Source organism: Bradyrhizobium australafricanum (genome assembly GCF_020329495.1).
In the GTDB taxonomy this organism is placed as follows: Bacteria; Pseudomonadota; Alphaproteobacteria; order Rhizobiales; family Xanthobacteraceae; genus Bradyrhizobium; species Bradyrhizobium australafricanum.
Window position 1 is genome coordinate 91,319 of the sequence record NZ_JAGKJL010000001.1, and the last position, 25,593, is coordinate 116,911.

Consider the following 25,593-nt stretch of genomic DNA (forward strand, 5'->3'; position numbering starts at 1 on the left):
CACACACCGCAGAGACGAGCGTCGGGCTCGCGTGTTCGCACGCCACGGCATCGTCTTGCCACATCGAGGAGCGTCTTGAAATGACCGAGATCATCGCCGGCATCCGCGTACCCGACAGCGCGATGGCCCGCGCCGCCACGCAGCTGGTGCGCGATACCGAGGACGACCTGCTCTACAATCACAGCCGCCGCGTGTTCTTCTGGGGCGCGCTGACCGGCAACCGCCGCAAGCTGAAATTCGATCCCGAACTGCTCTATATCGGCGCCATGTTTCACGACATGGGCCTCACCGCTGCTCACGCGAGCCCCGATCTGCGCTTCGAGGTCGACGGCGCCAACGCCGCGCGCGACTTTCTCAAGGGCTATGGCATTCCGGAGCGCGACATCGAGGATGTCTGGACCTCAATCGCCCTGCACACCACGCCTGGCGTCCCCGAGCATATGCGTCCGACCATTGCGCTGGTCACCGCCGGCGTCGAGATGGACGTGCTCGGCATCGCCTACGACGATTTCTCGCACGAGCACCGCGACCATGTCTGCGCGCACCATCCGCGCGAGGCGAACTTCAAGGAGAACATCATCGATCATTTCGCCGCCGGCACCATCAGGAAGCCGCTGACGACCTTCGGCAACGTCAAGGCCGACGTGCTGGCGCTGAAGGACATGAACTATACCAGGATGAACTTCTGCTCGATCATCCTCGGCTCGAAATGGCCGACATGACGCGACGTCAATGGCGGTTGGCGGGACCGTGGTCAGGGCCGGGATCCCGACCGGCGGCCGCGTGGGAGAGCCGGCCCATGTAATGCGCCCAACCCTTGTCGTGGCTCTCGCACTGCGCGGCGTTCGGCAGGCCGCTATGGGTCATGCGGAGCAGCGTGCCGTTGTCCTGCTCCATCAGGTCGATCTCGATCAGGCTCGATCCCGGCGGCACTTCCTCGCTGCCCTCCCAGCCGAAGCTGTAGGCCAGACGATGCACCGGCACGACCTCGCGGAACGCACCGCGCGCGGCGCGGCTGCGATCGCTGCCGAGCCCCTTGAGGAAGTAGAGGCCCCCGGGATGCGTCTCGGTCGCGGCTTCGAGCCCCATCCAGCTCACGATCTTCTGCGGATCGGTCAGAAAGGCGAACACGGTTGCAGCCGGGGCTGCGATCTGGATCTCGCGTTGAACGATGAAGGCTTCAGTCATCGATCCATGCTCCATTGACAGTCGGTGCTCAGGGATAATTCGTGACAAGAGTGGTGCGTCAACCCCATGATGGTGTGATGCAATTGTCCTCGACGTTGAGCTGGCTGGTCGACGCCGCCGCCGAGACCGCGGGCGCTAACCGGTTGTTGGCAGACCTAGGTAGCCATCTTATCACGGATGGCCTGCCGCTTGCCGGCGGTGCTCTGACGCTCGAGGTTCCGCACCCCCTGATTGCAAGACGAACCTGGCTGTGGCGTGCCGACAATGGCGAGGTCATCGAAGCGCTCGGATTCGCGCCGGAACAACCTTTTGCGATGCCCGATATGGTGGGATCCGGCGACGCCGGCCGGCGCTGGCTCGGAACTCTCGCGCCCGGCCCGATCCATGAGGGCACGATCGGAACGCGGCCGGATGGCCCGACCCTCGGCTGGATCGGGACACGCGCCTTCATACCTGCCGAGGCGGACCAATTGCGCGAGGCGGCGCGGTTCATGGCCGCGCCGCTCGCCGCGCTCGCGGCGCGCGCGACACTGACGGCGGCGCTGGAGGCCTATCTCGGCCGGCGCAGCGCGGCGCGCGTGCTGGCATCGCCATTGCGGCGCAATACCGGCGAAACCATCCGGGCCGCACTGCTGTTCGCCGACCTCCGCGGCTTCACCGCCCTGTCGGAAAGCCATCCGCCTGCCGAGGTGATTGCGGCGCTCGATGCCTGGTTCGACCGCATTGCGGGCGCCATCCACGCCTTCGGCGGCGAGGTGCTGAAATTCATCGGCGACGGCCTGCTGGCGATCTTTCCGGTCACGACCACCGCGCGCAGCGCATCCGAGGCGGCACTGCGCGCGGTGTCGGCGGCGCGCGTCGGCATGGCGCATCTCGATGCAGAGCGGCGCAAGCAGGGTTTGCCGCCGTTGCCATTCGGCGCGGCGCTGCTTCTCGGCGAGGTGCACTGGGGCAATATCGGCGCCGCCGACCGCCTCGACTTCACCGCGATCGGTGCCGCGGTCAATCTGGTGAGTCGGCTCGAAGGGCTGTGCAAGCCGCTGGAGCAGACCGTGCTGGTTTCGGGCGCCCTCGCCGCCGAGACCGAGACGCCGCTGGTCGCGCTCGGCAGTCATGAACTGCGCGGTATCGCGCGGCCGTGCGCGGTCTTCACTTTGCCGGAGGGCTGAGCCAGTCATCTGAACAGGCGCAGCCATGGCGCCAGATGAAATGCGCTCATCAGCGCGTACATCGGGACCATGCCCTGCAATGACAGCGGCCCCTGCATCGCGCCGCAGATCATGTCGGCCGGCGCCATCGCGGCAATCAGCGCCATCACGGCGAAGGTCGGCGCCGCCGCCAGCGACAGAAAGCGCGCCACGATGGGCCCGCGTCCGCTGAGCCGCCCCCTCACCCAATCTTCTCGTGTTTCGAAACCGGTCATCGTTCGATCTCTCTGGAGATGATCCATGTCGTCATGTGCTAGGTTAGGACCGGGCCTCGGAGGGTGAGAGTGACAAGTGTGTCGGGATTCGAATGGACTCGCTGATAACGGCTGCGGCGCGCGCGCTCGCGGCGGGTGATCCCCTCGGCGCACTGAAACGGGTGGCCCTGCGCGACGATGCGCCGGCGCTGGCGCTGCGCGGCATCGCGATGGCCCGGCTCGGCGATTTCGCCCGCGCCAAGGAGCTGTTGCGGCGCGCCGGCCGCGCCTTCGGCCCGCGCGAAGCGGTCGCGCGGGCGCGCTGCGTGGTGGCGGAGGCCGAGATCGCGCTGGTGTCGCGCGACCTTTCCTTTCCCGGGAAGAGCCTCGCCGTGGCGCGCGCAACGCTCGCAGCACGAGGCGATGCACTCAATGCGGCCCATGCCGGCTATCTCGAAATCCGCCGCCTGCTGCTGATCGGGAGCCTTGATGCGGCAGAGCGCATGCTTGACGGCCTCGACCCGGCGCCGTTCCCGCCGGCGCTGCGGGTCGGCCATGAACTGGTCGTCGCCGGAATCGCGATACGGCGGTTGCGGACCAAGCCGGCACGCGAAGCGCTGGCCCGCGCAAGGGAAGCAGCGCGCCGCGCCGGCATCGCCGAGCTCGCGGCTGAGGTCGAAAGCACCGCGCGCCTGCTGGCCACGCCCGCGGCGCGACTGATCGCATGCGGCAGCGAGCGGCCGCTGCTGCTCGAGGAGGTCGAAGCCCTGATGGCGTCGAAGGCGCTCGTCGTCGATGCCTGCCGCTATGTCGTGCGCGATATCGGCACGACGGTCTCGCTGACCCGACGGCCGGTGCTGTTCGCGCTCGCCCGCGCGCTGGGCGAAGCGTGGCCGCAGGACGTGTCCCGCGGCACGCTGATCGCGCGGGCGTTTCGCGGCAAGCACGCCGATGAATCACACCGGGCGCGGCTGCGGGTCGAGATCGGACGGCTGCGCCGGGCGCTGCGGCCGCTGGCCGATCTCAGCGCGACGCCGGACGGCTTTGTGCTCCAGCCGCATGGCCGGCGCGAGGTGACCGTGCTGGCGCTGCCGGTCGAGGAGGAGCATGCCGCGGTGCTGGCTTTTCTCGCCGACGGCGAGGCCTGGTCGAGCTCGGCGCTGTCGGTCGCGCTGGGGGCGAGCCAGCGCACCGTGCAGCGCGCGCTCGACGTGCTGGCCGCCACCGGTAAGGTGCAGTCGGTCGGCCGTGCCCGCGCCCGGCGCTGGATGACGCCGCCGGTACCGGGATTCACGACGACGTTGTTACTCCCTGCCCCGCTGCCGAACGGCTAGCATTGGGGCGCACTTGAAGCGTTTTCGAGCGAAGCGGATGCCGGTTCGCGTGAAGAAAACGCATCAAAACAGGATTCTGGAGCCTCGATTCTGATTCAATCAGAATTGAAGCTCCAGGCGACAGGAGCGCACATGAAAAAGGCCACGGCCGAGATCATCCGGGAATACGGCCCCTTCGACGGTGTCGAGAACGTCGGCGGCGTCAGCTTCGACGGCGAGCAGGTCTGGTTCGCGGCCGGCGATCGCCTGGTCGCCTTCGATCCCGACAGCGGCAACACCACCCGCACCCTCGATATCGCGGCGCATGCCGGCACCGCCTTCGACGGCAAGCACCTCTATCAGATCGCCGAGGACCGCATTCTGAAGATCGAGCCGAACAGCGGGCGCGTGGTGTCCACCATCCCCTCGCCCGGCGGCGGCCGCGACTCGGGCCTCGCCTGGGCGGAGGGCTCGCTGTGGGTCGGCCAGTATCGCGACCGCACCATCGTTCAGATCGATCCGGAAACCGGCAAGGTTCTGCGCACCATCGAAAGCAACCGGTTCGTCACCGGCGTCTCCTGGGTCGATGGCGAACTCTGGCACGGCACCTGGGAAGGCGATGAAAGCGACGTGCGGCGGATCGACCCGCAGACCGGCGAAATCATGGAAAAGCTGGAGATGCCGCAGGGCGTGTTCGTCTCCGGCCTCGAGTCCGACGGCGGCGACCGCTTCTTCTGCGGAAGCGGTTCCGCCAACAACAAGGTGCGTGCCATCCGGCGACCGAAGCGCGGCCGCGCGTGAAGCGATTTGCGATCACCTTTCGGCCAGGGAAAGAATAGAGCGGATCACCTGGCGCTTCTGGTCCGACAAACCCGCGAGCAGCGCCTCGTCAAGATGCTGTTCTCGGATGAGCCGTGCGAAGACAAGCGGGAGCTGCGAGTATCGATAGTCGAACATCTCATCGAGCTCCCTCCTTTGCTGGTGCAGATACTCGCCAACTTCCCACATCTCCGACGGCGTCGCTGCCGCAAAGGCCCTGCTCTTGAATTCGACCATCACCTTGGCGAGAGCGCACTCCACCGCAGAATCATAGGCCTTGCGCGCAATCTTCTTTTCGGCCGGGGACCATTGGAGATCACGGTACATAGTGGCTCTCATACGCCTGGCATCGTGCCAACAATCAGGGCATTCAGCCCTGGACGCCCGGCCGATGCAATGACGCCACAACGTTGCCCCTTTGCCCGCCGCTCGGCAAGACCAATGCTTTTGTCCGAGCGGCGCGCTGCATGACGAAGTTCAAACTTCACGCCGGCGCCGACACCGCGGTGGGCCGCGCCGCCGGCATCGGGCGGAACGTCATCATGATCAGGAACGCGCCGATGCCGACCGCCCAGGAGCCGACATAGAGCCACGTGTAGCTCGCGAAGGTGTCGTAGATCAGCCCACCGGCGAGCGGTCCGGTCGCCATGCCGAGGCTGCCGGCCATCGCGGTGCCGCCGATCACCGTACCCATCATCCGCAGCGGAAAATTCTCGCGGATCAGCACGGAATACAGCGGCATGGTGCCGGCATAGATGAAGCCGAAGATCGCCGCGACCGCGTAGAATGCGGCGAGCTCGCGCACGAAGACGTAGCCGAGCGCGCCGAACGCCTGTGCTAGCAGTCCGAGCACCAGCACGCGCTTGGCGCCAAAGCGGTCGCCGAGCAGGCCGAACGCGATGCGGCCGCCCATCCCGGCGAGCCCTTCGACGCTGTAGATCGTCACCGCGGCGACCATCGGAATGCCGCAGGTGACAGCGTAACTCACGGTGTGGATGATCGGGCCCGAATGGGTGGCGCAGCAGAAGAAATTGGTCGCGATCAGGATGATGAACTGCGGCGAGCGCAGCGCCTGCGCCAGCGACATCGGCGGTTCGCCATTTTCGGAGACCGCTTCAGGGTGATCGCCCTGCAGCGCCAGCGGGCGGCGCACCAGGAACGAGACCGGAATCATGATCGCGCCGACCACGCCCGAGACGATCAGCATCGCGGTGCGCCAGTCGTGGTGGGAGATCAGCCAAGCCGCGAGCGGCGACATCGTCATCGGCGCCATGCCCATGCCGGCCGACACCAGCGAAACGGCGAGGCTGCGATGGGTGTCGAACCAGCCGGTGACGCAGGCCATCATCGGCGCGAAGATCGCCGCCGTGGCCGCGCCGACCAGCGCGCCGAACACGAACTGAAAGGCCAGCAGCGATGTTGTCTGGCTGGCCAGCGCGAGGCTTGCCGCCAGCACGACCGATCCGGTCAGCACCACCGGAAGCGGCCCGAAGCGGTCGGACAGCGTGCCCCAGATCATGCTGGTGAAGGCCATCGCGAGGAAGCCGATCGTCATCGCGCTGGAGATGCCGGTCACCGACCAGCCGGTCTCGCGCGCCATGGGCTGGAGGAACACCGGCAGCGAAAACATGCCGCCGATCGCGACACAGCCGAGCAGGCCGCCAGCCGCGACGATCACCCAGCGATAGGTTGAATTGCTCATTCCGGAACTCCCATGCAGCTCGTTCTGGCTGCAAGACGAGCGGGAGGACGCGAAACCGACAGCTGACGAGCGCGCCAGCTCACTTTTTTGCGAGCGTGGCGTCTGGCGCGGCTACCGAGATATTCCTTCTGGTCAGCGGCCAGCCAGACTGCACCCCGGCTCCGGTGCGATCTCGCCGAGTGCTCGCACCTGCACGAGCTCCGTGCCCTGCGTCCTGGCAATGAACATGTTCATCGCCGCGTGATGATCCTGACCGAGCGTGACAGGGCCGGTCGGCGACGGAATGGCAAGGCCCACCATCGCGTCGACGATCGCCTCCTTGTCGAGCTTGCCGGCCTTCTCGGCCGCCGCCTTCAGCGCGATCAGCGTGTTGTAATGCGTCATCACATAGTTCGACACTGCGACGCCCGGCTCCGCGGCGGCGCGCGCCTTCGCGACGAACGCCTTGACGGCAGGATCCTCGCTCGCCGCGACCGCCGGCACCACTGTGACCATGTTCTGGCCCTTGCCGCGGAAGATGCCGAGATCGACCTCCGACAGTCCGAGGAAAGCGACGGTGATGTCCTTTAGCAATCCGGCTTCGTCGGCCTGCCGGATGAAATCCATCCCGTCGCCCTTCAGCGCGAACAACAGCACCTTGGCCTTGCTCGCCGCGATCTCCTTGATCAGCGGTGAGAAGTCGGTCTCGGTTCCCAGCGTGTACTTGGTCGCGACCACCTTGCCGCCGAGCTTCTCGATCAGGGGCTGCGCGATGCCGAACATCTGATGCGGCCAGACCCGGTCGGCGCCGAGCAGGAAGTAGGTGTTGCCGAACGTCCGGGTCATGTAGGGCAGCAGCTGGCCGAGTTCCTGGTTCGGCACCGCGCCGAACGAAAACAGATAGCGGCTGCATTTGCCGCCCTCGTAATTGGTGGCATAGAGCAGCGGCGTCTTCGAGCTCTCGGCAATCGGCACCAGCGCATTCAGGTTGCGCGAGGTGATCGGACCGACCACGGCCAGCACACCATCCTTGTCGACCAGCGAATGCATCGCCTCAGTGGCCGCCTCCGGCCGCGTCTTGTCGTCGGCATAGACGATGTCGACCGGCCGGCCGAGAATGCCGCCGGCCGCGTTGATGTCCTTGGCGGCGAGATCGAGCCCGAGCCGCGCCTGCTGGCCGTAGAGCTCGACACCTCCGGAAAACGGCAGCACCGCGCCGACGCGGATCGGTGCACCGGGCTCAGCGGCGCGCGAAGGAAGCAGTACTGTGGACCCGATTAGCAGCACGAACGCCATGCAGCTGTTCAAACGTGATGCCATGTGCCCTCGATTCATACCGTCGACAAGCGCAACCCCGGCCGAATCTACCTGCACGGCTTGAAAAGATTGGTTAAGAGCGCAATCGCGCAACTAGTGCTTACTTGCGGGCGCGCCCCGCGATCTCCGAGACGCGCAGCCCAATTCGCGGTGATAATGGAGCGCCAACCCTACAAGGGTCGCCGGCGTGAGCCGCGACGAAATCGGCGCGTAGTTCGATTGTGGGCGATGCAACCCAAACTTGCCCGACATCCAATATCTGAACTCAGATGAGTTGAGCACCTGGTCGAGTTGTCGCAAGCTGTCCGTGTCGATGCGGAAGGCTCTCATCGCATCTCGAAGCTTGGCGTCCTCGCGCAACTCCCAGTTTTGAGTACGCCCCCACCTGAAAAACACCTCAGGAATACTCGTATTTGGCGTCAGATCGTGACACTCGCGACACAGCAAGAATAAGTTTGACAGACTGTCGCTTCCGTTGAGTGATCTGGGAATTATGTGGCAGCGTTGCAGAGGAATCCGGTTCCAACGTTGCAGTATTTCGTCCCAACCCGCGTCAGGTCGCTTGATGTCGTACCTTGCGCCATAGTTAAATCCGCAAGCCCAGCAGCGAGGCTTTCTCGGCTCGACATGAAAGTACAGCCGAGAAAGCCGGTGCTTCCAATAGTCATATATTTGCGCCTTCGACGGAAGATTCTCTGAAAACTGTGACATAGCCATAGCCAGCACTCCGAACGCCAGCGGAAAACCCGAAACCATGCGCAGCTTTGCTGTAGGCGTGGTGCCAGATGTCGAGATTATCATCGCGCCACTTGTTGAGATGACTGTGGGCCGTCAGGGCGGGTTAGATAAGGCGCTCCACATCGGTGGCTCGAGCCTGGCCGTGCCGTTTCATCCTTATAGAAGGACACCCTTTGCAAAACCGCTTCGTCCTGATCTCCGGCTGCTCCGGCGGCGGAAAATCGACCTTGCTGGCCGAACTCTCTGCACGCGGCTATCCGGTCGTCGAAGAGCCCGGCCGCCGTATCATCGCCGATGAGCTCGCGTCCGGCGGCAAGGCGCTGCCGTGGGTCGATGCGGCAGCATTCCTGTATCGCGCCATTGACGTCGCACTGAAGGATATGGAGATGACCAAAGCCCATTCCGGATGGGTGTTCTTCGATCGCGGCCTCGTCGACGCGGCGTCGGCGCTGCAGGCGTTGACAGGCGAGCCGGTGCTGCACCCGAATTGCTCCATCCATCGCTACCACGGTCGTGTGTTCATGACGCCGCCATGGCCGGAAATCTACGTCACCGATCCGGAGCGACGACACGGCTTCGAGGCCGCAATGGCCGAGTATCGGCGGCTGATGGAGACGCTTCCAGCGCTCGGCTACGACGTGATCCACCTGCCGAAGGTATCGCCGTCCGCGCGCGCCGACTTCGTGCTCACGACGCTCGGCGACATCACACCTGCGGCCTGATCAGGCCGTCACTCCGCGGCCTCGCGATGCGGAACGCCCTGCTCGACATCGAGCTGCAAGATATCGTTGAAGCGATTGAACGCGCCGCACAGCGCGATCCGCCAGGTCAGCTCGACGATCTGCGGTTCCGAGAAGTGTTCTCGCAGCCGTGCGAAGATCTCGTCGCGGGTCTTGTTCCAGTTGTTGGTGACGGCGATCGCATATTCGACCACGAGCTTGTCGAGCGCATCGAGCTCGGGATGATCCTGATAGTCGAGCAGCCGCTCCGCGCCCGCCTCCGAGACTCCCTGGATCGCGAGCTTCGGCGCATGGTGCGACACGCAATAGTCGCACTTGTTGAGCAGCGAGACCGTCACCAGCGCGAGCTCGAGATGCCGCTTCGAGACCACCGCCTCGTCGGCGAGATCGACCAGCAGCGACCACATGTGCTTGAAGATCGGTAGGCGCTGCGCCATGACGCCGGCCTGGTTCTCGAACGCGCCATAGGTGGTCATCTTGTCCCACAGCGGCATGAGCTCGCTCGGCAGGTCGTTCCTGGTCTTGATTGACACGCGTGACATGGATTGCCTCGGATCTGAATTGAACCAACGCAGCCTGCCCCGCTTCGCCGGGCGCCGCAAGCGGCAGCACGGCATGGCAGGCGTCACGCTGGCCGCAACCCGCGGCGCGATCCGGCAAGCGGAGCGACTGTCGGCTCAGAATGACGTCCCGCCTCCGAACCGGAACTCCTGCACGATGTCGTATTTACCCTTCGTGATCGGCACGGCGTAATCGAAGCGCAGGGGGCCGAACGGCGACGCCCAGATCAGGCCGACGCCAACCGAAGTCCTCACCACGTTCCCATCGTCGTATTGGAGGCCGCATTTGCAAGCAGCCGTATTCACCTCGCCGGTTGCGGCCCACGACGTCGGGCCTTGATAGCCCCAAAGCGAGCCGGCGTCCGCATAGACGGCCCCCTTCAGCCCAACCTCCGAGGGCAGGAACCAGAACGGCATCTGCAGCTCCATCGACGCGCCCCAATATTTGGTGCCGCCGAGCGCATCCCCGACTGCGCCAAGGCTCGCATAGGTGATGTCACGCGGGCCGATGCCGTTGGTGGCAAAGCCACGCACCAGGTTCGGCCCCATCTGGAATTGGTCCAGCATCCGCAGATCATTGTCGCCGACCTTGGTGAGCAGGCCGCCCTGCAGGTGGATCAGTCCGATCAGGTCGGACACCAGCGGCGTATAGTATTTCGCGTCGACCGCGCTCTTCAGATACGTCACGTCGCCGCCGACGCCGGCAAAGTCCTGCTTGAAGTCGATCAGCAGGCCATCGGTCGGGTTCTTGTTGTTGTCGACGGTGTTGTAGCTCAGCGTGTAGCCGATCTGCGAGGTCCAGGTCGCCCCTGCGGCGAGCTCCTTGCGCACCGGCAAGGTGGATTCTCCGTCGCCATAGCAGCCATACCCATAGAGCCCTGACGAGACCGAGTTCGTGGGATCGACGCCGCCAAGCACACTCTGGATGTAGGCAGGCGTCGGATTGAACGCGAGCGACGGGTTGGACGGATTGTTGTTGCAGTTCGCGTAGGCGCTATCGAGCGAGATTTCCTGCTGATAGAGCGAGTATCGCAACTGGAGGGTCAGGTCTTCGCGCAAGGCCAGGCCGAGCCGCGGCGAGAACCCGATCGTCTTCACGCCATAGGTCGTGTAGTCGGTCGGCAATTGCTCCTTGTAATACGCATCGAGCCCGAGCGCGACGCGATAGTCGAGCAAATACGGTTCGACAAAGGACAGCGACAGGCCGCGCGAGTATTGGCCGTAGCTGACCGTCGCCTTGGCGAACAGGCCACGGCCGAGCAGATTTCGCTCCGAGATGCTGACCTCGGCAAGCGCGCCGTCCGTCGTGGAATAACCGCCCGACACGGAGAAATCGCCGGTCGACTTTTCCTCCAGATCGACAACCAACACCACGCGATCGCTCGTCGAGCCGGGCTCGGTGGTGATCTTGACGGTCTTGAAGTAGTCGAGATTCTTCAGCCGCCGCTCGGCGCGATCGACCAGCGCACGGTTATATGCATCGCCCTCGGAGAGATCGAACTCGCGCCGGATCACGTAGTCCCGGGTGCGGCCGTTGCCGCGAATGTCGATCCGCTCGATATAGGTGCGCGGCCCCTCCTCCACGCGAAACACGATCCCCACCGTGTGGGCCTCGAAATTCCGGGCGCCGTCCGGACGGACCACCGCGAAAGCGTAGCCGCGGCGCGACGCTTCGATCTGCATGTCCTCGACCGACTTCTCGACCGCCTCGACATTGTAGAGCGAGCCCTCGCCGACGCGCGACAATGAACGCAGCGTCGTCGGATCGAAGCCCGCAATGTTCGAGCGGAAACCGACCGTCGCAACGCGGTACTGCTGCCCCTCATCGATCTTGAACGTCACCTGAAAGCCCTTGCGCTCCGGATCATACTCGGCGAGCGCTGCCACGACCTGGACGTCCGCGTAGCCGTGCTTCAGATAGAAGCGGCGGATCAGGTCACGATCGGCCTCGACCCGATCCGGGTCATAGATGTCGGCGTTGCCGAGAAAGCTCAGGAAGTTCGTCTCATGGGTCTTGATCACGTCCTTCAGGCGCGCCGCCGAAAAACTGTTGTTGCCCATGAACTCGATGGTCTTGATGCCGGTCTTCGCTCCCTCATCGACGGTGAAGACGAGATCGACGCGGTTGTTCGAGCGTTCGATGATCTCCGGCGTGACGTGCACGTCGTAGCGGCCTGAGCGCCGATAAATCTCGGCGATCCGCAATGCATCCGACTGCACCATCGGCCGCGACAGGGTACCCCGCGGCTTGGACTGCATTTCGGCCGAGAGCTGCTCGTCCTTGATCTTCTTGTTGCCCTCGAACGCAACGCGGTCGATCACCGGATTCTCGATCACCAAAACGACGATCCGGCCGCCCGCCTGATTGATCTTGACGTCCTGGAACAACCCGGTCCCGACCAGCTCCTTGAGGGCGTCGTCGATGGCAGCCTGATCGAGATGGCCACCGGGCCCGGGCCTGAAATAGGAGCGGATGGTCTCCACCTCTACCCTCCGGTTACCTTCGACAGTGATCGCATCAACCGATTGGGCCGCCGCCGGAGCCAACAATGGCCATGTCACCGGCGTCCCCGGGATCGAAAAGCCCGACAGCACGATCGCCGCGACAAAGCCCCGCCACGTCTTCATTCCACACCTCGCGAACAACAAGCCCGTTGTGACGGGATGGTGATGGCTGCGGTGTGGCTGCAGGATTGCGGTATTATTTCCAGTGGTTTGGGACTGTTAGCGCGAAGCGATGCAGCCGGCATCGCGGATTGTTTCTTGCTGCGAGCGACGCTTACAGTTCAGAAACACTATGCTTACGAAAAGGCGCAATGCCGCCCACAAGCGACGCCTATGCTGGTCGATTGGTGGCTGAGCGCGCTGGAACGCGCGCCAATGACGTTATGATGAGGACCCAGTCGCGGATCATGCTTGCAAACACTCCGAAGATCCTGATCGTCGAAGACGATCTGCAGACCAGAGACTTGATTGCCCGCTACCTGCGCGACCAATCCTGCCTGGTGGCCACCGCCTCGAACGGCAGGGAAATGGATCGTTACCTTGCCGGGCATTCGCTCGATCTCGTCGTCCTCGATCTGATGCTGCCCGGAGAGGATGGATTGACCCTGTGTCGCCGCCTGCGCGGCGACTCGACGATCCCGATCATCATGCTCACGGCGAAAGGCGAGGACCTCGACCGGATCCTCGGGCTCGAGATGGGCGCGGATGATTATCTCGCCAAACCGTTCAATCCGCGTGAGCTGCTGGCGCGGATCAACGCGGTGCTGCGCCGCCAGGCCCAGGCCGGCCTTGCCGGGCGCTCGGGCCAAAGCGCCGCGCGCCTGCGCTTCCAGGACTGGACCATCGATCTTCGCCTGCGCGAATTGCGCGATCCCGACGGCGCCCAGGTTCCGTTGACCAGCGCGGAGTTCGACCTGCTGCAGGTGTTCTGCGAGCGGCCTGGCCGGATCCTCACGCGGGATGGCCTCTTGACCATGACGCGCAGCCGGCCGGCCAGTCCGTTCGGGCGCAGCATCGATGTGCTGGTCAGCCGGCTTCGCCGCAAGCTCGATACGAGCGAAGGATCGTCGGTGATCCGGACGGTACGCACCGGCGGCTACATCTTCACACCGCATGTGGAGGACGCATGAGCTGGACCCGCAGGATTGCCGCGCTTTTCAGCTTCCACCGGATCAGTGGCCAGATCGCCGCGCTGATCCTGCTGTCGCTGGTGCTCATCCATGCGCTGATCGGGCTCTATTTCGTCAGCCAGAAGCCGAGATCGTTCGCGGACAGGCCGATCCATCAGTTCCAGCTGGTTGCCAAGCTTCTGGCCGAGGCCCCTGCGGCCGATCGCGCAACGCTGTTGCGCGCGGCCGATCGAGCCTTTCCTCGCCTGCACCTCACATTGCGCGACGCAGGTCCGGGCTCGTCTGACGGTGCTTCGTCAGAGCCGCCCGGCGTCGACGATATCGACGAGTTTTCCTCGAAGACCGCGCCGGCGGCGGTTCGGTTGCCGGACGGAGCCCTGTTCGAAGCGACGATCGGCCCGACGAAAATGCCGCCCTTCTTCGGCGGATTCTGGGTCAGCACATTCCTGTTCCTGTTCGTCAGCGTCACGCTGCTCGGCGTGTGGGCCGGCCGCGCGCTCAGCGCGCCGCTGTCCGCGTTCGCCCGCGCCGCCGAGAATTTCAGCATCAGCCAGGCGGCCGCGCCGCTGCCGGAGACCGGCCCGGAGGAAATCCGCGCCGCAGCAGTCGCGCTCAATCGCATGCGCGAACGCATCACCACGTTGATGAATGACCGCACGCGGATGCTCGCCGCCATCAGTCACGACCTGCGCACCCCGATCACCCGGCTGCGGCTCAGGTCCGAATATATCGAAAACGATGCCCAGCGCGCGGAGACCCTGCATGACCTCGACCAGATGCAGGCCATGCTGGAATCCGTACTGTCATTCCTGAGCGGCGGCAGCGCGGCAAAGCCGACCCTGGTGAACGTGGCGGCGCTGCTGCAGACGATCTGCGAGCAATTCTCCGATTGCGGTCACGTCGTTCGCTACCAGGGCCCGACCAGGGCTTCGCTTCTGATCCGCCCGAGCGAAATCAGCCGCACCGTGACCAATTTGGTGGAGAATGCCCTGCGGTTCGGTAGCGAAGTCGATATCCGGCTGACCGCGTCAGCCGATCAGGCCACCATCGATGTCTCGGACGACGGTCCGGGGATTCCAGAGCACCGCCGGGCCGAAATGCTGAAGCCGTTCGTCCGCGGCGACGAAGCCCGCACCATGGACGAGACAAGCGGCTTCGGGCTTGGCCTTTCGATCGCGCAGGCCATGGTGTGCGGGCATGGCGGCGAGCTGTCGCTGCACGACAACACGCCGCACGGCCTTCTTGTCCGCATCAAATTGCCGGGGCCCGTGCACCTCGGATCGGATCGAAGCGGGACGAACGCGTCGCGCCCCGTGCTTCCTGAGCTCGTGTCCGGCTAGAGCAAGATTCAGAATCGCTTGCCCCCGCCACCCGGCCGCTTTTGATCAGACCCGGACTGCTTTAGTTCGTCCGGCGCGGCGCGGATACAGCGCGTTACAATTCGGCGCGCAGGATCAGCCCTTCTTCGGATCGGCGCGCGTGTTGCGCAGCAGATTGTCGCGCAGCCTCGCGACGGTCTTCTGCACGACGGGAAATTCGTCGCCGAGCCCGGTGGCTTCGACCAGGGACACATTGATGTCCTTGTCGAGCAGGCGCCGGCCCGCCGCCGTCAGGCTCACCCGAACCTGCCGCTCATCGGCGGGATCTCTGACGCGGCTGATATAGCCGCTCTGCTCGAGCTTCTTGAGGATCGGCGTCAGCGTGTTGGATTCCAGAAACAGCTTCTCGCCGAGCGCGCTGACCGTCTGCTCGTCCTCTTCCGACAGCGCCACCATGGCGATGTATTGGGTGTAGGTCAGGCCGACCGCATCCAGGATCGGCTTGTAGGCGCGGCCGAAAGCCAGATTGGCCGAATAGACCGCAAAGCACAGAAAATTCGAGAGTTTTCGGCCCTTGGTCTCGGCCTTGGAGGTGCGGGTCACGGACGTCTCCGGAGTTTGTGATGTCGCAGTCAATATAAATCGCATCCGATTAAATCGGAAGTGCTTGACACAATCAAGTCTCGGGCCTATTTCAACGCGTACACGATTAGATCGGATACGATCTATATTCACCAAAGGAGCTCGCCATGACCGCCACTGCAAAGGTTCTTGTCACCGGAAAGACCCACGTCACCGCCGGCCCGAACGGCGCCGCCCGCTCGCGCGACGGCTTCCTCGACGTCAAGCTGCCGCAGCCGCACCCCGCCGCGGAAAACCTGTTCGCGGCCGCCTGGTCGGCCTGCTACATCGGCGCGATCCAGCTTGCAGCCGGTCAGCGCAAGGTCAAGCTCGCGAGCGAGCCCGAGGTCGACGCCGAGATCGATCTGAACCAGGCCGGCAGCGCCTTCTTCCTGAGCGCCCGCCTCAACGTCCACGTCCCCGGCGTCGAGCGCGAGGTCGCGCAGGAGCTGATCGAAGCCGCGCACGGCATCTGCCCCTACTCCAAGGCGGTCCACGGCAACATCGATGTCACGACCACCCTCGTCTGAAACGAGCACATGACGATCTCCGACGCGGGCCGGCCGCTTGCCGGCTCGCGGTCGGGCAAGTCCAGAAGACTGGAGTTCAAGATGACCAGCAAGCTGATGAAGGCAACGCGCCTGCTCGCAAGGACGGCCTTGTTCGCCGCAAGCCTCCTGACCATACCGAGCGCACAGGCGCAGCAATCGGCCGGTTTCACGCGAACCGACCTGCAGCGCCACGACCTCAGCGTCGGCGGACGTGAAGCCGTGCAGGTGCGGGTCGACATCGCGCCGGGCAAGGCCTTCGGCCGCCATACGCATCCGGGCGAAGAAATCATCTACGTGCTCGCAGGCACGCTCGAATACGACGTCGACGGCAGGCCGCCGGCGAGCCTGAAGGCCGGCGACGTGCTGTTCATTCCCGCCGGCACGGTCCATGCGGCGAGGAATGTCGGCGACGTCACCGCCAGCGAGCTTGCGACCTACATCGTCGAGAAGGACAAGCCGCTGCTGACCCTCGTGAAGTGACCGGTACCGCCTGCCCGCCCCTGTCCCTGGGCAGGCACGGCGACATCGTGTTCACTTCGTGCCGTGAGCCTCGGCCTGCCGCACCGGCCGCGCGTTGAAGATCAGGAAGCTGAGCGCGGCCATGATCCACACACCGATGCCGCCATAGAGCATCACCCAGCCGAAGCCGCTCGCGAGTGCCTGATGCACGACCGGGCCGGTCAGCTCCGGCGCGGCTGCGACGTCGCCGGCCGCGATCCGCTCGGCGATGGTGCGAAGTTGCGCGCCGTCCAGCGCCGGCGACACCGCCTTCAGATGCGCCAGCACGCCGCTTGCCAGGATGAAGCCCATCAGCGCGATGTTGACCGAAAGCGAAACCATCCGCGCGCTCATGTCGATGCCCGAGGCCATGCCGGCGCGGTCGCTCGAGACCGAGCCGGTCGTCGTGTTGGTCACCGGCGTGTTGGTGATGCCGAGGCCAATTCCCGCGAGCAGGCAGCCCGGCAGCATCGTCGCCCAGTTCGCCTGCGCGGCGGCGCTGCCGAACTTCATCAGCATGAATCCGGCGCCGATCGTGAACAGCCCAACCGGGATGATCAGTCCCGGCTGATAGCGCAGCGACAGGCGCTCGGCGAAGGGCGGCATCACCAGTGTCGGCAGCGTGTAGGCCAACAAGGCAAGTCCCGCGGACACGCTGTCATAGCCGAGGCCGGCGTGGAACCAGATCGGCAGATAGATCATGAACGGCCAGTAGCTGAGGTTCATCGCCGCGGAGCCGACGATCGAACCGGAGAAAGCTGAGATCCGGAACACTAAGAAGTCGAACATCGGCCGCCGGCTGATTCTCTCAGCAACCAGGAACGCGATCAAGCTCACGGCGGAAACGCCGAGGATCGCAAGCCCCTTCGAGCTGGCAAAGCCGAGATCCGGCCCCTGCGTGATATAGAAGGCGAGGCAGAACACCGCGAGCGACATCGTCACGATACCAGCGACGTCGAGGCTGCTCGCCTTCGGATCCTTCGATTCATGCACGCCGCCGATCGTGAGCACGAACGCAACGGCCGCGAACAGCACGTGGACGAGGAACACCCACTGCCAGCTCAGCACCGCGACAACGGCGCCGCCGATGATCGGCCCGAAGCCGAGGCCGATGCCGAAGATGACGCCCCACCAGCCCCAGGCGACGGCGCGCACCCGGCCGCCCTGGAATTCGTGCGAGAGCACGGCGATCTGGCAGATCAAGAGCGCACCGCCGCTGAGGCCCTGCAGGAACCGGGCGACAATCAGCATTTCGACGCTCGAGGCGACACCGCAGATCAGCGAGGTGATGCCGAATGCCGCGATCGCGACCAGGAAGATGCGCTTGCGTCCGTAGCGGTCCGCGACCGTCCCGATCGCCATCAGCACCGTGGTGACCGCGATCGTGTAGGCGTTCATGATCCATTGCAGCGCCTTGAAGTCGGCATGCAGCACCCGCTCCAGCGTCGGCAGGATCGCGGGGATGCTGGAAATCTCCAATCCGAACATCAGGCAGGCAAGGCAAACGGCGGACAGCACGACAGCGCCGCGGCGGCTCAGTTCAGTAGACATGATCAGGCCTTTTGTTGTGGCAAGCCAACGGAGTACCGCACGCTGTTGCCAGGGTGCTGGCAGCAGCGTCGATCGATCGACTCACGATGTATTGAGGCAGCAGCGGCAGGAATCGGGTGGCCACGGCGCTTCACAACGCAAAGCTAGTCATGGCTTGAGCATTGGTGAATTGGATGACTAGATATTTCAGAGACAACAAATCCGGATGACTGACATGACCACGCTCGACGTCGACGCCGTGAAGACATTCGTGACCATCGCCGATCTCAAGAGCTTTACGCGCGCCGCCGAAACACTCGGCACCACGCAAGGCGCGATCAGCGTCAAGTTGAAGCGGCTTGAAAGCCAGCTCGGCCACAGGCTGATCGAACGGACACCGCGCCTGGTGCGCCTGTCGGCGCAGGGCGCAGCTTTCCTCGCCCCGGCGCAGGAATTGCTCGGCGCGCATGATCGCGCCGTCGCGGCGTTGTCGCCCGTGCGCCCGCGTCGCTTCTCGCTCGGCATTGCCACCCATGTCGGAGGCGCGGAGGTTCCGACCTTGCTGACGCGGCTGCATGCGCACGACCCGGCGCTCACCATCGAAGTAAGGCTCGAGGATTCCCGCGACCTGCTCGACGCCTTCGACCGCGGCGAGATCGATGCCGCCATCATCCGCCGCGAGGACGACCGCCGCGACGGCGAGATGCTGGCGACGGACCACTATGGCTGGTTCGCCACGCCGGACTTCGTCCATCGCGCGGGCGAGCCGCTGCGGCTCGCCGCCTCCTCGCCGTCCTGCGGCGTGCTCAACATCGCGACGCGCGCGCTGGCGGCGGCGAACATCCCGTGGACGGAAAGCTTCCTGGGCTGTGGGTCCTTTGCTGTCGCCGATGCGGTCGCCGCCGGTCTCGCCACGTCCGTGTTCTCCTGCCGCCTTGCACCGGCCGGGACGATTGAGGTCAGCCGACGGCTTGGCTTACCTGCTCTTCCGCCGTCCGAGATCATGCTGCTGTCGGCGCTGTCAGATGCAAAATCCCGCGCGGTGCTGAAGACGATCGTTGGCGCCTTTCGCGAGCATCATCGGATGCCTGCGAATCGCGCTGCAGAGGACGCCCATACCGTCACGGAAGTCGTCGGCTCCTGAACGGTCTGCGTGCCGGCCGGCTAGCGGCGCGCGCCTCCGGCGCGCTTTCCCTCGAACAGCGCACGCTCCGAGGCGAGTGCCCTGGCGAGAAAATCGAGCGTCGCGCGGATGCGCGCGGTGCGCTTGAGATCGTCATGCGTCAATAGCCACAGCGCCGAGCGCGGCTCCGCGATTGCTTTCGGCGTCAGGCGGCGCAGCGTGGGCACGACATCACCGACATAGCAGGGCAGCAGGGCAAGCCCCAGTCCCGCCGCCGCGGCATCGCGCAGCGCCGGAAGCGCATCGACCCGGCAGGTGATCCGCGCCGAACGCAGGTTCTCGCGCATCCAGCCGGCGATGACGGTCCCCGCCAGCGCATCGTCGAGCCCGATCCAGTCGTGCACCGACAGATCCCTGTCGACGCGGCGGGCGAGATAGGCGCGCGATCCGTAGACCGCATGGGCAATATCGGCAATGCGCCGTCCGACCAGCAGTTCGGATGGCGCCGGTGTCGGCCGGATCGCGATCTCGGCCTCGCGGCGCGTCAGGTTCGCCATCGCATTCGAAATGATGATTTCCGGATGGATCTCCGGATGCGCGGCGCGCATCGCCGGCAGATGCCGCATCAGCACCGCGCCGAGCGTGTCCGTCGTCGTAATCCGCACCGGCCCCGACGGCCTGAGGTCCTGCCCCGCCAGCTTGCGCTCGAGCGCGAGCACTTCATCCTCGAGCCGGGCTGCCGACGCCGCCGCGATCTCGCCAGCCGGCGTCGGCGCGTAACCATCGCGGAAACGCTCGAACAGCCGCGTTCCGATCGCATCCTCGATCGTGCCGAGGCGGCGAAACACGGTGGAATGCGTGACGCCGAGCCGGCGCGCCGCCCCCGAGAGGCTGCCTTCCCGCGCGACCGCAAGGACCAGCCGAAGGTCGTTCCAGTCGAGGACGCTGTGCATTTTTGCAAACTCACTTCGCAGAGCCGGATAATATCTTATCACAAACGGACAGGCCATCTTCCCGGACGTTCAACCGACGGACACCCCTCGTGAGGGCGCCGTCGATCGCCGAGAGGAGCTGGCAGGTGACGAGCGAGACCACCGAGACGTTGCAATTGCACGCCGCGCGGCCGGCGACGGTCGACCCGCGGCGATGGCTGGCGCTGCCGGTGCTGCTCACCGGCGCCTTCCTGCCGATCCTCGATTTCAATGTCGTCAACCTCGCACTTCCCGCTATTCGCGACAATCTCGGCGCCAGCCCGAGCGAGGTGCAGTTCGTCATCTCGGCCTATGCCGCGACCTATGCCGTGTTCCTGATCACCGGCGGCAGGCTCGGCGACCTCCTGGGGCGGCGACGGATGTTCCTGACCGGCGTCGCCGGCTTCACGATCGCATCCGTGCTGTGCGGCATCGCGTGGTCACCGTCCATGCTGGTCGCCGGACGGATTCTGCAGGGCCTCACCGCCACCGTGATGGCGCCGCAGGTGCTCGCCTCGATCCGCGTGCTGTTTCCGGCGGCCGAACAGGGCCGTGCGCTCGGCTTCTACGGCGCGACCTTCGGCCTTGCCAATATCTGCGGCCAGCTGCTGGGCGGCGTGCTCGTCTCGGCGCATCCGTTCGGACTGGCCTGGCAGGCGATCTACCTGATCAACGTGCCGATCGGCCTCGCCGCCTTCGTCGGCGGCCTGCTGTACCTCGCCGACTCGCGCGCCGCGCACGCGCAGCGGCTCGACGTCGGCGGCGTCATCCTGCTGTCGCTCACGCTCGGCTTTCTGGTCTATCCGCTGATCGAAGGCCGGGAATCCGGCTGGCCTATCTGGATCGTCGCGATGCTGCTGGCATCTCCGCTGATGCTCGCCGCTTTCGTCCGCTTCGAGGCGCGGCTCGAAGCCCGTGGCGGCGATCCGCTGGTCGCGCCGCATCTGCTGCGCAACAGCGATTTCGTGATCGGGCTGGTGATGGCGCTCGCCTTCTACATGCTGTCGTCGTTCTATTTGACCTTCGCGGTCTACCTGCAAAGTGGCCTGCACCAATCTCCGCTGGAAGCCGGCCTTGCCACCCTGCCCTTTGCCGCCGGCTTCTTCGTCAGCTCACTGGTGTCGTCGCTGGTGATGCAATGGCTCGGTGCCCGCACGCTGACGCTGGGCTTTGCGCTCCAGGTCACAGGCTTCGGTGTCGTGATGCTGTCTGTCGGTGGCGCGCTTCCGCAAAGCCTGGAATTCGGCCTGATCTGCGGCGGGCTCGGCTTCGGCACCGTGATGCCCTCGGTGATCAAGGCCGTGATCGGCAGCATCGATCCGCGCCATGCCGGGCTGGCATCGGGGATGATGATCTCGACCTTCCAGATCGGCGCCGCACTCGGCGTCGCGGTGATCGGCGGCGTCTTCTACAGCCTGCTCGGGCCGCATCCACGGGTGGATGACTACGCGCAAGCCTTCACGATCGCGCTCGGCTGCAACGTCGCGCTGCTGGCGCTCGGCGGCTGGCTGTCGCTGTGGCTGCCGCGCGAGCCGGCGGCGGGTTGAGATCGACACCGCCGACGCGGCTATTGCTTCGCGGCCGCGAGCGGCGGCGGAAACAGCAGCTTGAGCAGGATGGCGGCAAGCAGCGTCACCAGGGCGAGACCGGTGGAGAGATAGAGCGCGCTCGCATCGCCGAACCGGTCGATCACGATTGCATAGATCAGCGGCGCCGCCGCCGGCAGGATGAAGCTCGGGACAATGAGCCGGCCGACCAGCGTGCCATAGCTGCGATGATCGAACAGGATGAGCGGCAGCGTTCCCCTGGTGATGGTCAGAATGCCGTTGCAGGCGCCGTAGAGCAGCGCAAACGCAATCCCCATCTCCCGCGCCGATCCGCTGAACAGGCCGGCGATGAAGGAGAGCGGCATGATCAGGCAGGCCATCAGGTTGAGCCCGAGCGGATCGATCCGTCCGCCGAACAGAACTTCGCAGAGACGCGCGGCGGATTGCCCGATCCCCCGCAGCGTTGCGATCCATACCGCAACGGTGACGGTGAGCCCGAGGCCGGTGAGCACCGCGATCATGTGCGCGGACATGCCGGCGTTCAGGAAGTTCGCGCCGGTCATGATCACGGCATAGAGCCCGCTCGCCGCCGCAAGCTGCCGCCGCCCCACCGCGCGCGGTTGCCTCGATGCGACCGCAGCAGAGCCCGGCACGCCGGCAAATCGCTGGTTCGGAATCAGCAGATGCAGCGGGATCGTCAATAGCGCAATGCCGGCATAGGCCAGCACCGCGCTGCGCCAGCCGAAATGGTCCGATAGCGTATGGCCGAGCGGCCAGAACACGGTGGCGGCCAAGCCACCAAGCAAGGTGATCCCGGACATCGCACGGCGCGCCTCCGGCCCGCCGATCCGGGCCAGCGCCGCGAAGGCGGCATCGTACAGCGTCAGCCGCATGCCGAGGCCAAGAACGATCCAGGATGCGAAATAGCTGCCGATCTGGTGCGAGAGCGCGAGACCGGCGCAGCCGAGCGCATTGATCGCGGCGCCCGCGACCATGACCTGTCGGCCGCCGCTTCTGTCCACCCACCTGCCCGCAAGGGGCGACGTCACGCCCATCACCAAGAGCGCCGCGGCAAATCCGCCGTAGACGATGTCGCGGCTCCAGCCGAGATCCGCAGCGATCTGCTCGCCGAACCCGCCGATCAGATAGTAGGTCGCGCCCCACGAGATCAGTTGAGCCAGCCCGAGGGCAATCACGACCCGGCGTGCGATCACCGGGCCGTTTCCTTGTCTGACGGAAGCGTGGAAGCGCCCGGCCCCAGCGGCCGCTGCATCAGCACGGTGTCGACCCATTGCCCGAGCTTGAAGCCCACCGACCTCAGCGTCCCCGCCATCTCGAAGCCCATGCGACGGTGCAGCGCGATCGATCCGGCGTTGCCGCTGTTACCGATCACGGCGATCATTTGCCGCCAGGGTCCCGCCTCCGACCGTTCGATCAGCCCCCGCAGCAGTGCCGCGCCGACGCGGCGGCCACGCAGGGCTTCCGACACGTAGACCGAGTCTTCAATGGTGTTGCGATAGGCCGGCCGTGGCCGGTACGCCGTCGCGTAGGAGTAGCCGGCCACCCGTCCGTCGATATCGGCCACGAGATACGGCAGCCCCGCGGCCAGCACGGCGGCACGGCGCCCGAGCATCTCGTCGAGTGTCGGCGGCACTTCCTCAAAGGTCGCGAGCCCGTTGAGCACGTGGTGCGCGTAGATGCGCTGCACCTCCGCCATGTCGACCTCTGTAGCGTCGCGGATCACGGTATTTTCGTTGTCTCTCATCCTTGCCTCGTCTTGCGGCATCATGCCCGTGCTTCGACGGCGCGTCGGTGCACGCTGCGGGCACCACGGGCTCATCTCGACATCGCTGCGCGACAGTCCGACATCCGCAAGCAGGCGATCATCGAGCTCGCGCAGCGCCTGCCGGCGGCGGATGCGCGAATGCGGCGAGACCGCAAGATAGCGCCCCAGCTCGACGATGACACCGCCAATGGACTTGAGGCCGGACAATGCCTGCTCCCGGTCTGCCGAAGCCGTCGCTTGCCGGACTATGCGGCCCGGCGTTATATAAGTGAAGCTTTGACAGCTTATGCAAGGCATAAGAGGTACTTTGATGAAGAACCTCAACCTCGATTATCTCGAAAGCTTCGCTGTCGTGATCGACTGCGGCAGCTTCTCGGCAGCGGCCGAGCGGCTGCAACTCACGCAGCCCGCGGTGAGCCTGCAGGTGCGCCAGCTCGAGCGCAGCCTGAATGCGACCTTGATCGAGCGGGTCGGACGCAAGGCCAGACCGACCGCCGCCGGCGTCGCGCTGCTCTCCCATGCGCATCAGATCAATGCGGCGGTGGCATCGGCGGTCGACGCCGTTGCACAGCAGACGACGGGAACGGCAGGCCGCGTGCGGCTCGGCACTGGTGCGACCGCGTGCATCTTCCTGCTGCCGCCGATCTTAAAAGAGTTACGGGCCGCGCTGCCCTCGCTCGAGATCACGGTCACGACCGGCAACACCGCGGAGATCGCAAGGGCGGTCGAGGACAACACCATCGACATCGCGCTCGTCACGCTGCCGGTGTCGGGACGCAGCTTCGAGATCACGCCGGTCGTGAACGACGAGTTCGTGCTGATCGCGCCCCGCGACATGCAACTGCCGGCGCGGATCACGCCGGAGGTGCTGGCGACCAGGCCGGTGCTGCTGTTCGAGCCGGGCGGCAACACCAGGCGCACCGCGGACGAGTGGCTGGCCCGCGGCGGCGTGTCCTTGAAGCCGTTGATGTCGCTCGGCAGCGTCGAGGCGATCAAGGAGATGGTGCGCGCCGGGCTGGGCTGTGCGGTGCTGCCCGGCATGGCCGTCCCCGCCAGGACCAAGCAGCGCGACCTGGTCGTCCGGTCGCTGTCACCAAAGCTCTACCGCCGGCTCGCGGTAGTGATCCGCCGCGACAAGCGCCTCGATCGCGGGCTGCGGCAGACCTTGTCGGCGCTGAAGGCACTCTCGGCCAAGGACAATGGCCGCTAGAGCGTCGAGCGAGGCGGACGCCGGTCCGCGTCAAGAAAGCAGGCAAGACAACAAGCGGGAGCTTCGGTTCTGATCCAATCAAAACCGAAGCCCTCGGAAGCACGCCGCGCGTTCTCCCCGTTCTACCCCTTACGTCGCCTTGCGCTCCTGCTCCGCGATCTTGCGGAACGCGGCTTCGCCGGCATCGGTCACCGCCGCCCATTTTGCGTTCGGCGTGGCCTCGGCGTCGTAATTGTCGTGCCAGTTCCACCATTTGTAGGTCGGGCTCTGCGGATAACCCTTCGGCGAGTCCTCCCAGAGTTCCTGGCGGCCGAGCGGCGTGATGTCGAGATAGCTCCACACCGTACCCATCGCCTCGTCGCCGCGGCTGTTGACGAAATAGGTGCGGAAGATCCGCTCGCCGTCGCGGATGAAGACGTTGTGGCCGTGCCACTCGGCAACGCCGAAGTCGGTGTCAAAACTGTCGGTGATCGTGTACCACGGCATGTCCCACTCCATCCGCGCCTTCAGCCGCGCGATGTCGGCCTGCGGCGCGCGCGAGGCGTAAGCCAGCGTGGTGTCGCGCTGGTTCAGATGGGAGAGGTGACTGACCTGATCGGCGCCGAGCGAACAGCCGCGGCAGCCATGGTCCGGCCAGCCGAACACGCCGGGCTCGAAGAAGGCGCGGTAGATGATCAGCTGCCGGCGGCCCTCGAACAGGTCGAGCAGGCTCGCCTTGCCGTTCGGTCCTTCGAAGACATACGGCTTCTCGACCGCCATCCAGGGCATCCGCCGCCGCTCCGCCGCAAGCGCGTCGCGTGCCCGCACCTGGGCCTTTTCCTTCACCAGCATCTCCAGGCGCGCCGCCTCCCACGCCTCCCGTGACACCACCAGCGGCGTCTGCATCGCTGCCAGTCCGCCACGATCGTTTTCAGCTGATTTATTCATGATGGTCTCTCCATCTCCGATTTGGACGAACTCCGCTCCCCGAGCGCGGTTCCAGCGCCGGCGGCCGTTCGTCATTGGCCATGCCGCAATCTGGCTCGGCAGTGCTGGCGAGCGGGA

At 65.4% G+C, this 25,593-nt stretch carries 27 protein-coding genes; 13 read left to right on the top strand and 14 right to left on the bottom strand.

Going from position 1 to position 25,593, the window contains the following annotated elements; all coding sequences use genetic code 11:
- Positions 1-80 precede the first annotated feature (80 nt).
- A complete protein-coding gene (locus J6525_RS00480; RefSeq protein ID WP_225641189.1) occupies positions 81-722 on the top strand; it encodes an HD domain-containing protein in 642 nt (213 codons plus the stop codon).
- A 7-nt stretch (positions 723-729) separates the two neighbouring features.
- On the opposite strand, the gene J6525_RS00485 is transcribed toward J6525_RS00480, so the two are convergent.
- Complete coding sequence (locus J6525_RS00485; protein WP_057019819.1) at positions 730-1,188, bottom strand: SRPBCC family protein; 459 nt, start codon at positions 1,186-1,188, stop codon at positions 730-732.
- 77 nt (positions 1,189-1,265) lie between these two features.
- On the opposite strand from J6525_RS00485, the gene J6525_RS00490 reads away from it, so the two are divergent.
- Entirely contained in the window at positions 1,266-2,357 is a 1,092-nt protein-coding gene (locus tag J6525_RS00490) for an adenylate/guanylate cyclase domain-containing protein (RefSeq protein ID WP_225641191.1), read from the top strand.
- 5 nt (positions 2,358-2,362) lie between these two features.
- On the opposite strand, the gene J6525_RS00495 is transcribed toward J6525_RS00490, so the two are convergent.
- The gene (locus tag J6525_RS00495; RefSeq protein ID WP_225159130.1) at positions 2,363-2,611 is read right to left on the bottom strand and encodes a hypothetical protein; all 249 of its coding nucleotides are present in this window, start codon (positions 2,609-2,611) and stop codon (positions 2,363-2,365) included.
- Positions 2,612-2,703: 92 nt separating this feature from the next.
- Between J6525_RS00495 and J6525_RS00500 the strand changes: the two genes are divergently transcribed.
- The gene (locus tag J6525_RS00500; protein WP_225641193.1) at positions 2,704-3,924 is read left to right on the top strand and encodes a winged helix-turn-helix domain-containing protein; all 1,221 of its coding nucleotides are present in this window, start codon (positions 2,704-2,706) and stop codon (positions 3,922-3,924) included.
- 132 nt (positions 3,925-4,056) lie between these two features.
- On the top strand, positions 4,057-4,704 hold the full coding sequence (locus tag J6525_RS00505; protein WP_225641195.1) for a Vgb family protein: 648 nt from the start codon (positions 4,057-4,059) through the stop codon (positions 4,702-4,704).
- A 12-nt stretch (positions 4,705-4,716) separates the two neighbouring features.
- Here the strand turns inward: J6525_RS00505 and frp are convergent, their stop codons facing one another.
- The 4 genes from frp to J6525_RS47410 all read right to left on the bottom strand — a co-directional run bounded on the left by frp (position 4,717) and on the right by J6525_RS47410 (position 8,521).
- A complete protein-coding gene (frp, locus tag J6525_RS00510; protein ID WP_225641203.1) occupies positions 4,717-5,049 on the bottom strand; it encodes a fluorescence recovery protein in 333 nt (110 codons plus the stop codon).
- Between the two features lie 157 nt (positions 5,050-5,206).
- The gene (locus tag J6525_RS00515) at positions 5,207-6,424 is read right to left on the bottom strand and encodes an MFS transporter (protein WP_225641205.1); all 1,218 of its coding nucleotides are present in this window, start codon (positions 6,422-6,424) and stop codon (positions 5,207-5,209) included.
- A 132-nt stretch (positions 6,425-6,556) separates the two neighbouring features.
- Entirely contained in the window at positions 6,557-7,723 is a 1,167-nt protein-coding gene (locus J6525_RS00520; protein WP_225641207.1) for an ABC transporter substrate-binding protein, read from the bottom strand.
- 90 nt (positions 7,724-7,813) lie between these two features.
- On the bottom strand, positions 7,814-8,521 hold the full coding sequence (locus tag J6525_RS47410) for an HNH endonuclease (RefSeq protein WP_376708401.1): 708 nt from the start codon (positions 8,519-8,521) through the stop codon (positions 7,814-7,816).
- A 110-nt stretch (positions 8,522-8,631) separates the two neighbouring features.
- On the opposite strand from J6525_RS47410, the gene J6525_RS00530 reads away from it, so the two are divergent.
- Positions 8,632-9,180, top strand: a complete 549-nt coding sequence (locus J6525_RS00530; protein ID WP_225641211.1) for an AAA family ATPase — start codon at positions 8,632-8,634, stop codon at positions 9,178-9,180.
- A gap of 8 nt (positions 9,181-9,188) precedes the next feature.
- On the opposite strand, the gene J6525_RS00535 is transcribed toward J6525_RS00530, so the two are convergent.
- Both J6525_RS00535 and bamA read right to left on the bottom strand, forming a co-directional pair.
- A complete protein-coding gene (locus J6525_RS00535) occupies positions 9,189-9,740 on the bottom strand; it encodes a carboxymuconolactone decarboxylase family protein (protein WP_092089828.1) in 552 nt (183 codons plus the stop codon).
- 135 nt (positions 9,741-9,875) lie between these two features.
- Positions 9,876-12,386 (bottom strand): outer membrane protein assembly factor BamA, encoded by a 2,511-nt coding sequence (bamA, locus tag J6525_RS00540; RefSeq protein ID WP_225641213.1) that lies wholly within the window; start codon positions 12,384-12,386, stop codon positions 9,876-9,878.
- A 42-nt stretch (positions 12,387-12,428) separates the two neighbouring features.
- Here bamA and J6525_RS00545 point away from each other — a divergent pair, with 42 nt between their 5' ends.
- Genes J6525_RS00545 through J6525_RS00555 form a run of 3 tightly spaced genes read left to right on the top strand, consistent with a single transcriptional unit; the run spans position 12,429 to position 14,733 of the window.
- On the top strand, positions 12,429-12,650 hold the full coding sequence (locus J6525_RS00545) for a hypothetical protein (protein ID WP_225641215.1): 222 nt from the start codon (positions 12,429-12,431) through the stop codon (positions 12,648-12,650).
- A gap of 20 nt (positions 12,651-12,670) precedes the next feature.
- A complete protein-coding gene (locus J6525_RS00550; protein ID WP_026192667.1) occupies positions 12,671-13,393 on the top strand; it encodes a response regulator in 723 nt (240 codons plus the stop codon).
- Entirely contained in the window at positions 13,390-14,733 is a 1,344-nt protein-coding gene (locus J6525_RS00555; RefSeq protein ID WP_225641217.1) for an ATP-binding protein, read from the top strand. Before J6525_RS00550 ends, J6525_RS00555 begins: the two co-directional genes overlap by 4 nt.
- A 114-nt stretch (positions 14,734-14,847) precedes the next feature.
- Here J6525_RS00555 and J6525_RS00560 read toward each other — a convergent pair whose 3' ends face one another.
- On the bottom strand, positions 14,848-15,360 hold the full coding sequence (locus tag J6525_RS00560; protein ID WP_233288214.1) for a MarR family winged helix-turn-helix transcriptional regulator: 513 nt from the start codon (positions 15,358-15,360) through the stop codon (positions 14,848-14,850).
- A gap of 101 nt (positions 15,361-15,461) precedes the next feature.
- Here J6525_RS00560 and J6525_RS00565 point away from each other — a divergent pair, with 101 nt between their 5' ends.
- Together J6525_RS00565 and J6525_RS00570 are read left to right on the top strand one after the other, a co-directional pair.
- The gene (locus J6525_RS00565; protein ID WP_225641219.1) at positions 15,462-15,863 is read left to right on the top strand and encodes an Ohr family peroxiredoxin; all 402 of its coding nucleotides are present in this window, start codon (positions 15,462-15,464) and stop codon (positions 15,861-15,863) included.
- Between the two features lie 96 nt (positions 15,864-15,959).
- Positions 15,960-16,364 carry a cupin domain-containing protein gene (locus J6525_RS00570; RefSeq protein ID WP_225641579.1) on the top strand — a complete coding sequence of 135 codons (405 nt, stop codon included), beginning with the start codon at positions 15,960-15,962 and terminating at the stop codon, positions 16,362-16,364.
- A gap of 51 nt (positions 16,365-16,415) precedes the next feature.
- Here J6525_RS00570 and J6525_RS00575 read toward each other — a convergent pair whose 3' ends face one another.
- Positions 16,416-17,933, bottom strand: coding sequence for an MFS transporter (locus tag J6525_RS00575; protein WP_225641222.1), 1,518 nt, complete (start codon positions 17,931-17,933; stop codon positions 16,416-16,418).
- A 205-nt stretch (positions 17,934-18,138) separates the two neighbouring features.
- On the opposite strand from J6525_RS00575, the gene J6525_RS00580 reads away from it, so the two are divergent.
- Positions 18,139-19,056 (top strand): LysR family transcriptional regulator, encoded by a 918-nt coding sequence (locus J6525_RS00580; RefSeq protein ID WP_225641225.1) that lies wholly within the window; start codon positions 18,139-18,141, stop codon positions 19,054-19,056.
- 20 nt (positions 19,057-19,076) lie between these two features.
- Here J6525_RS00580 and J6525_RS00585 read toward each other — a convergent pair whose 3' ends face one another.
- Positions 19,077-19,988: a LysR family transcriptional regulator gene (locus tag J6525_RS00585; RefSeq protein WP_225641227.1), complete on the bottom strand. Its 912-nt coding sequence runs from the start codon at positions 19,986-19,988 to the stop codon at positions 19,077-19,079.
- Between the two features lie 125 nt (positions 19,989-20,113).
- Between J6525_RS00585 and J6525_RS00590 the strand changes: the two genes are divergently transcribed.
- Complete coding sequence (locus J6525_RS00590) at positions 20,114-21,553, top strand: MFS transporter (protein ID WP_225641230.1); 1,440 nt, start codon at positions 20,114-20,116, stop codon at positions 21,551-21,553.
- A 20-nt stretch (positions 21,554-21,573) separates the two neighbouring features.
- On the opposite strand, the gene J6525_RS00595 is transcribed toward J6525_RS00590, so the two are convergent.
- On the bottom strand, positions 21,574-22,767 hold the full coding sequence (locus J6525_RS00595) for an MFS transporter (protein ID WP_225641232.1): 1,194 nt from the start codon (positions 22,765-22,767) through the stop codon (positions 21,574-21,576).
- The gene (locus tag J6525_RS00600) at positions 22,764-23,546 is read right to left on the bottom strand and encodes a GNAT family N-acetyltransferase (RefSeq protein ID WP_312009707.1); all 783 of its coding nucleotides are present in this window, start codon (positions 23,544-23,546) and stop codon (positions 22,764-22,766) included. Before J6525_RS00600 ends, J6525_RS00595 begins: the two co-directional genes overlap by 4 nt.
- Positions 23,547-23,649: 103 nt before the next feature.
- Between J6525_RS00600 and J6525_RS00610 the strand changes: the two genes are divergently transcribed.
- Complete coding sequence (locus J6525_RS00610) at positions 23,650-24,549, top strand: LysR family transcriptional regulator (RefSeq protein ID WP_225641235.1); 900 nt, start codon at positions 23,650-23,652, stop codon at positions 24,547-24,549.
- A gap of 129 nt (positions 24,550-24,678) precedes the next feature.
- Here the strand turns inward: J6525_RS00610 and J6525_RS00615 are convergent, their stop codons facing one another.
- The gene (locus J6525_RS00615; protein WP_225641236.1) at positions 24,679-25,476 is read right to left on the bottom strand and encodes a DUF899 domain-containing protein; all 798 of its coding nucleotides are present in this window, start codon (positions 25,474-25,476) and stop codon (positions 24,679-24,681) included.
- Positions 25,477-25,593 lie beyond the last annotated feature (117 nt).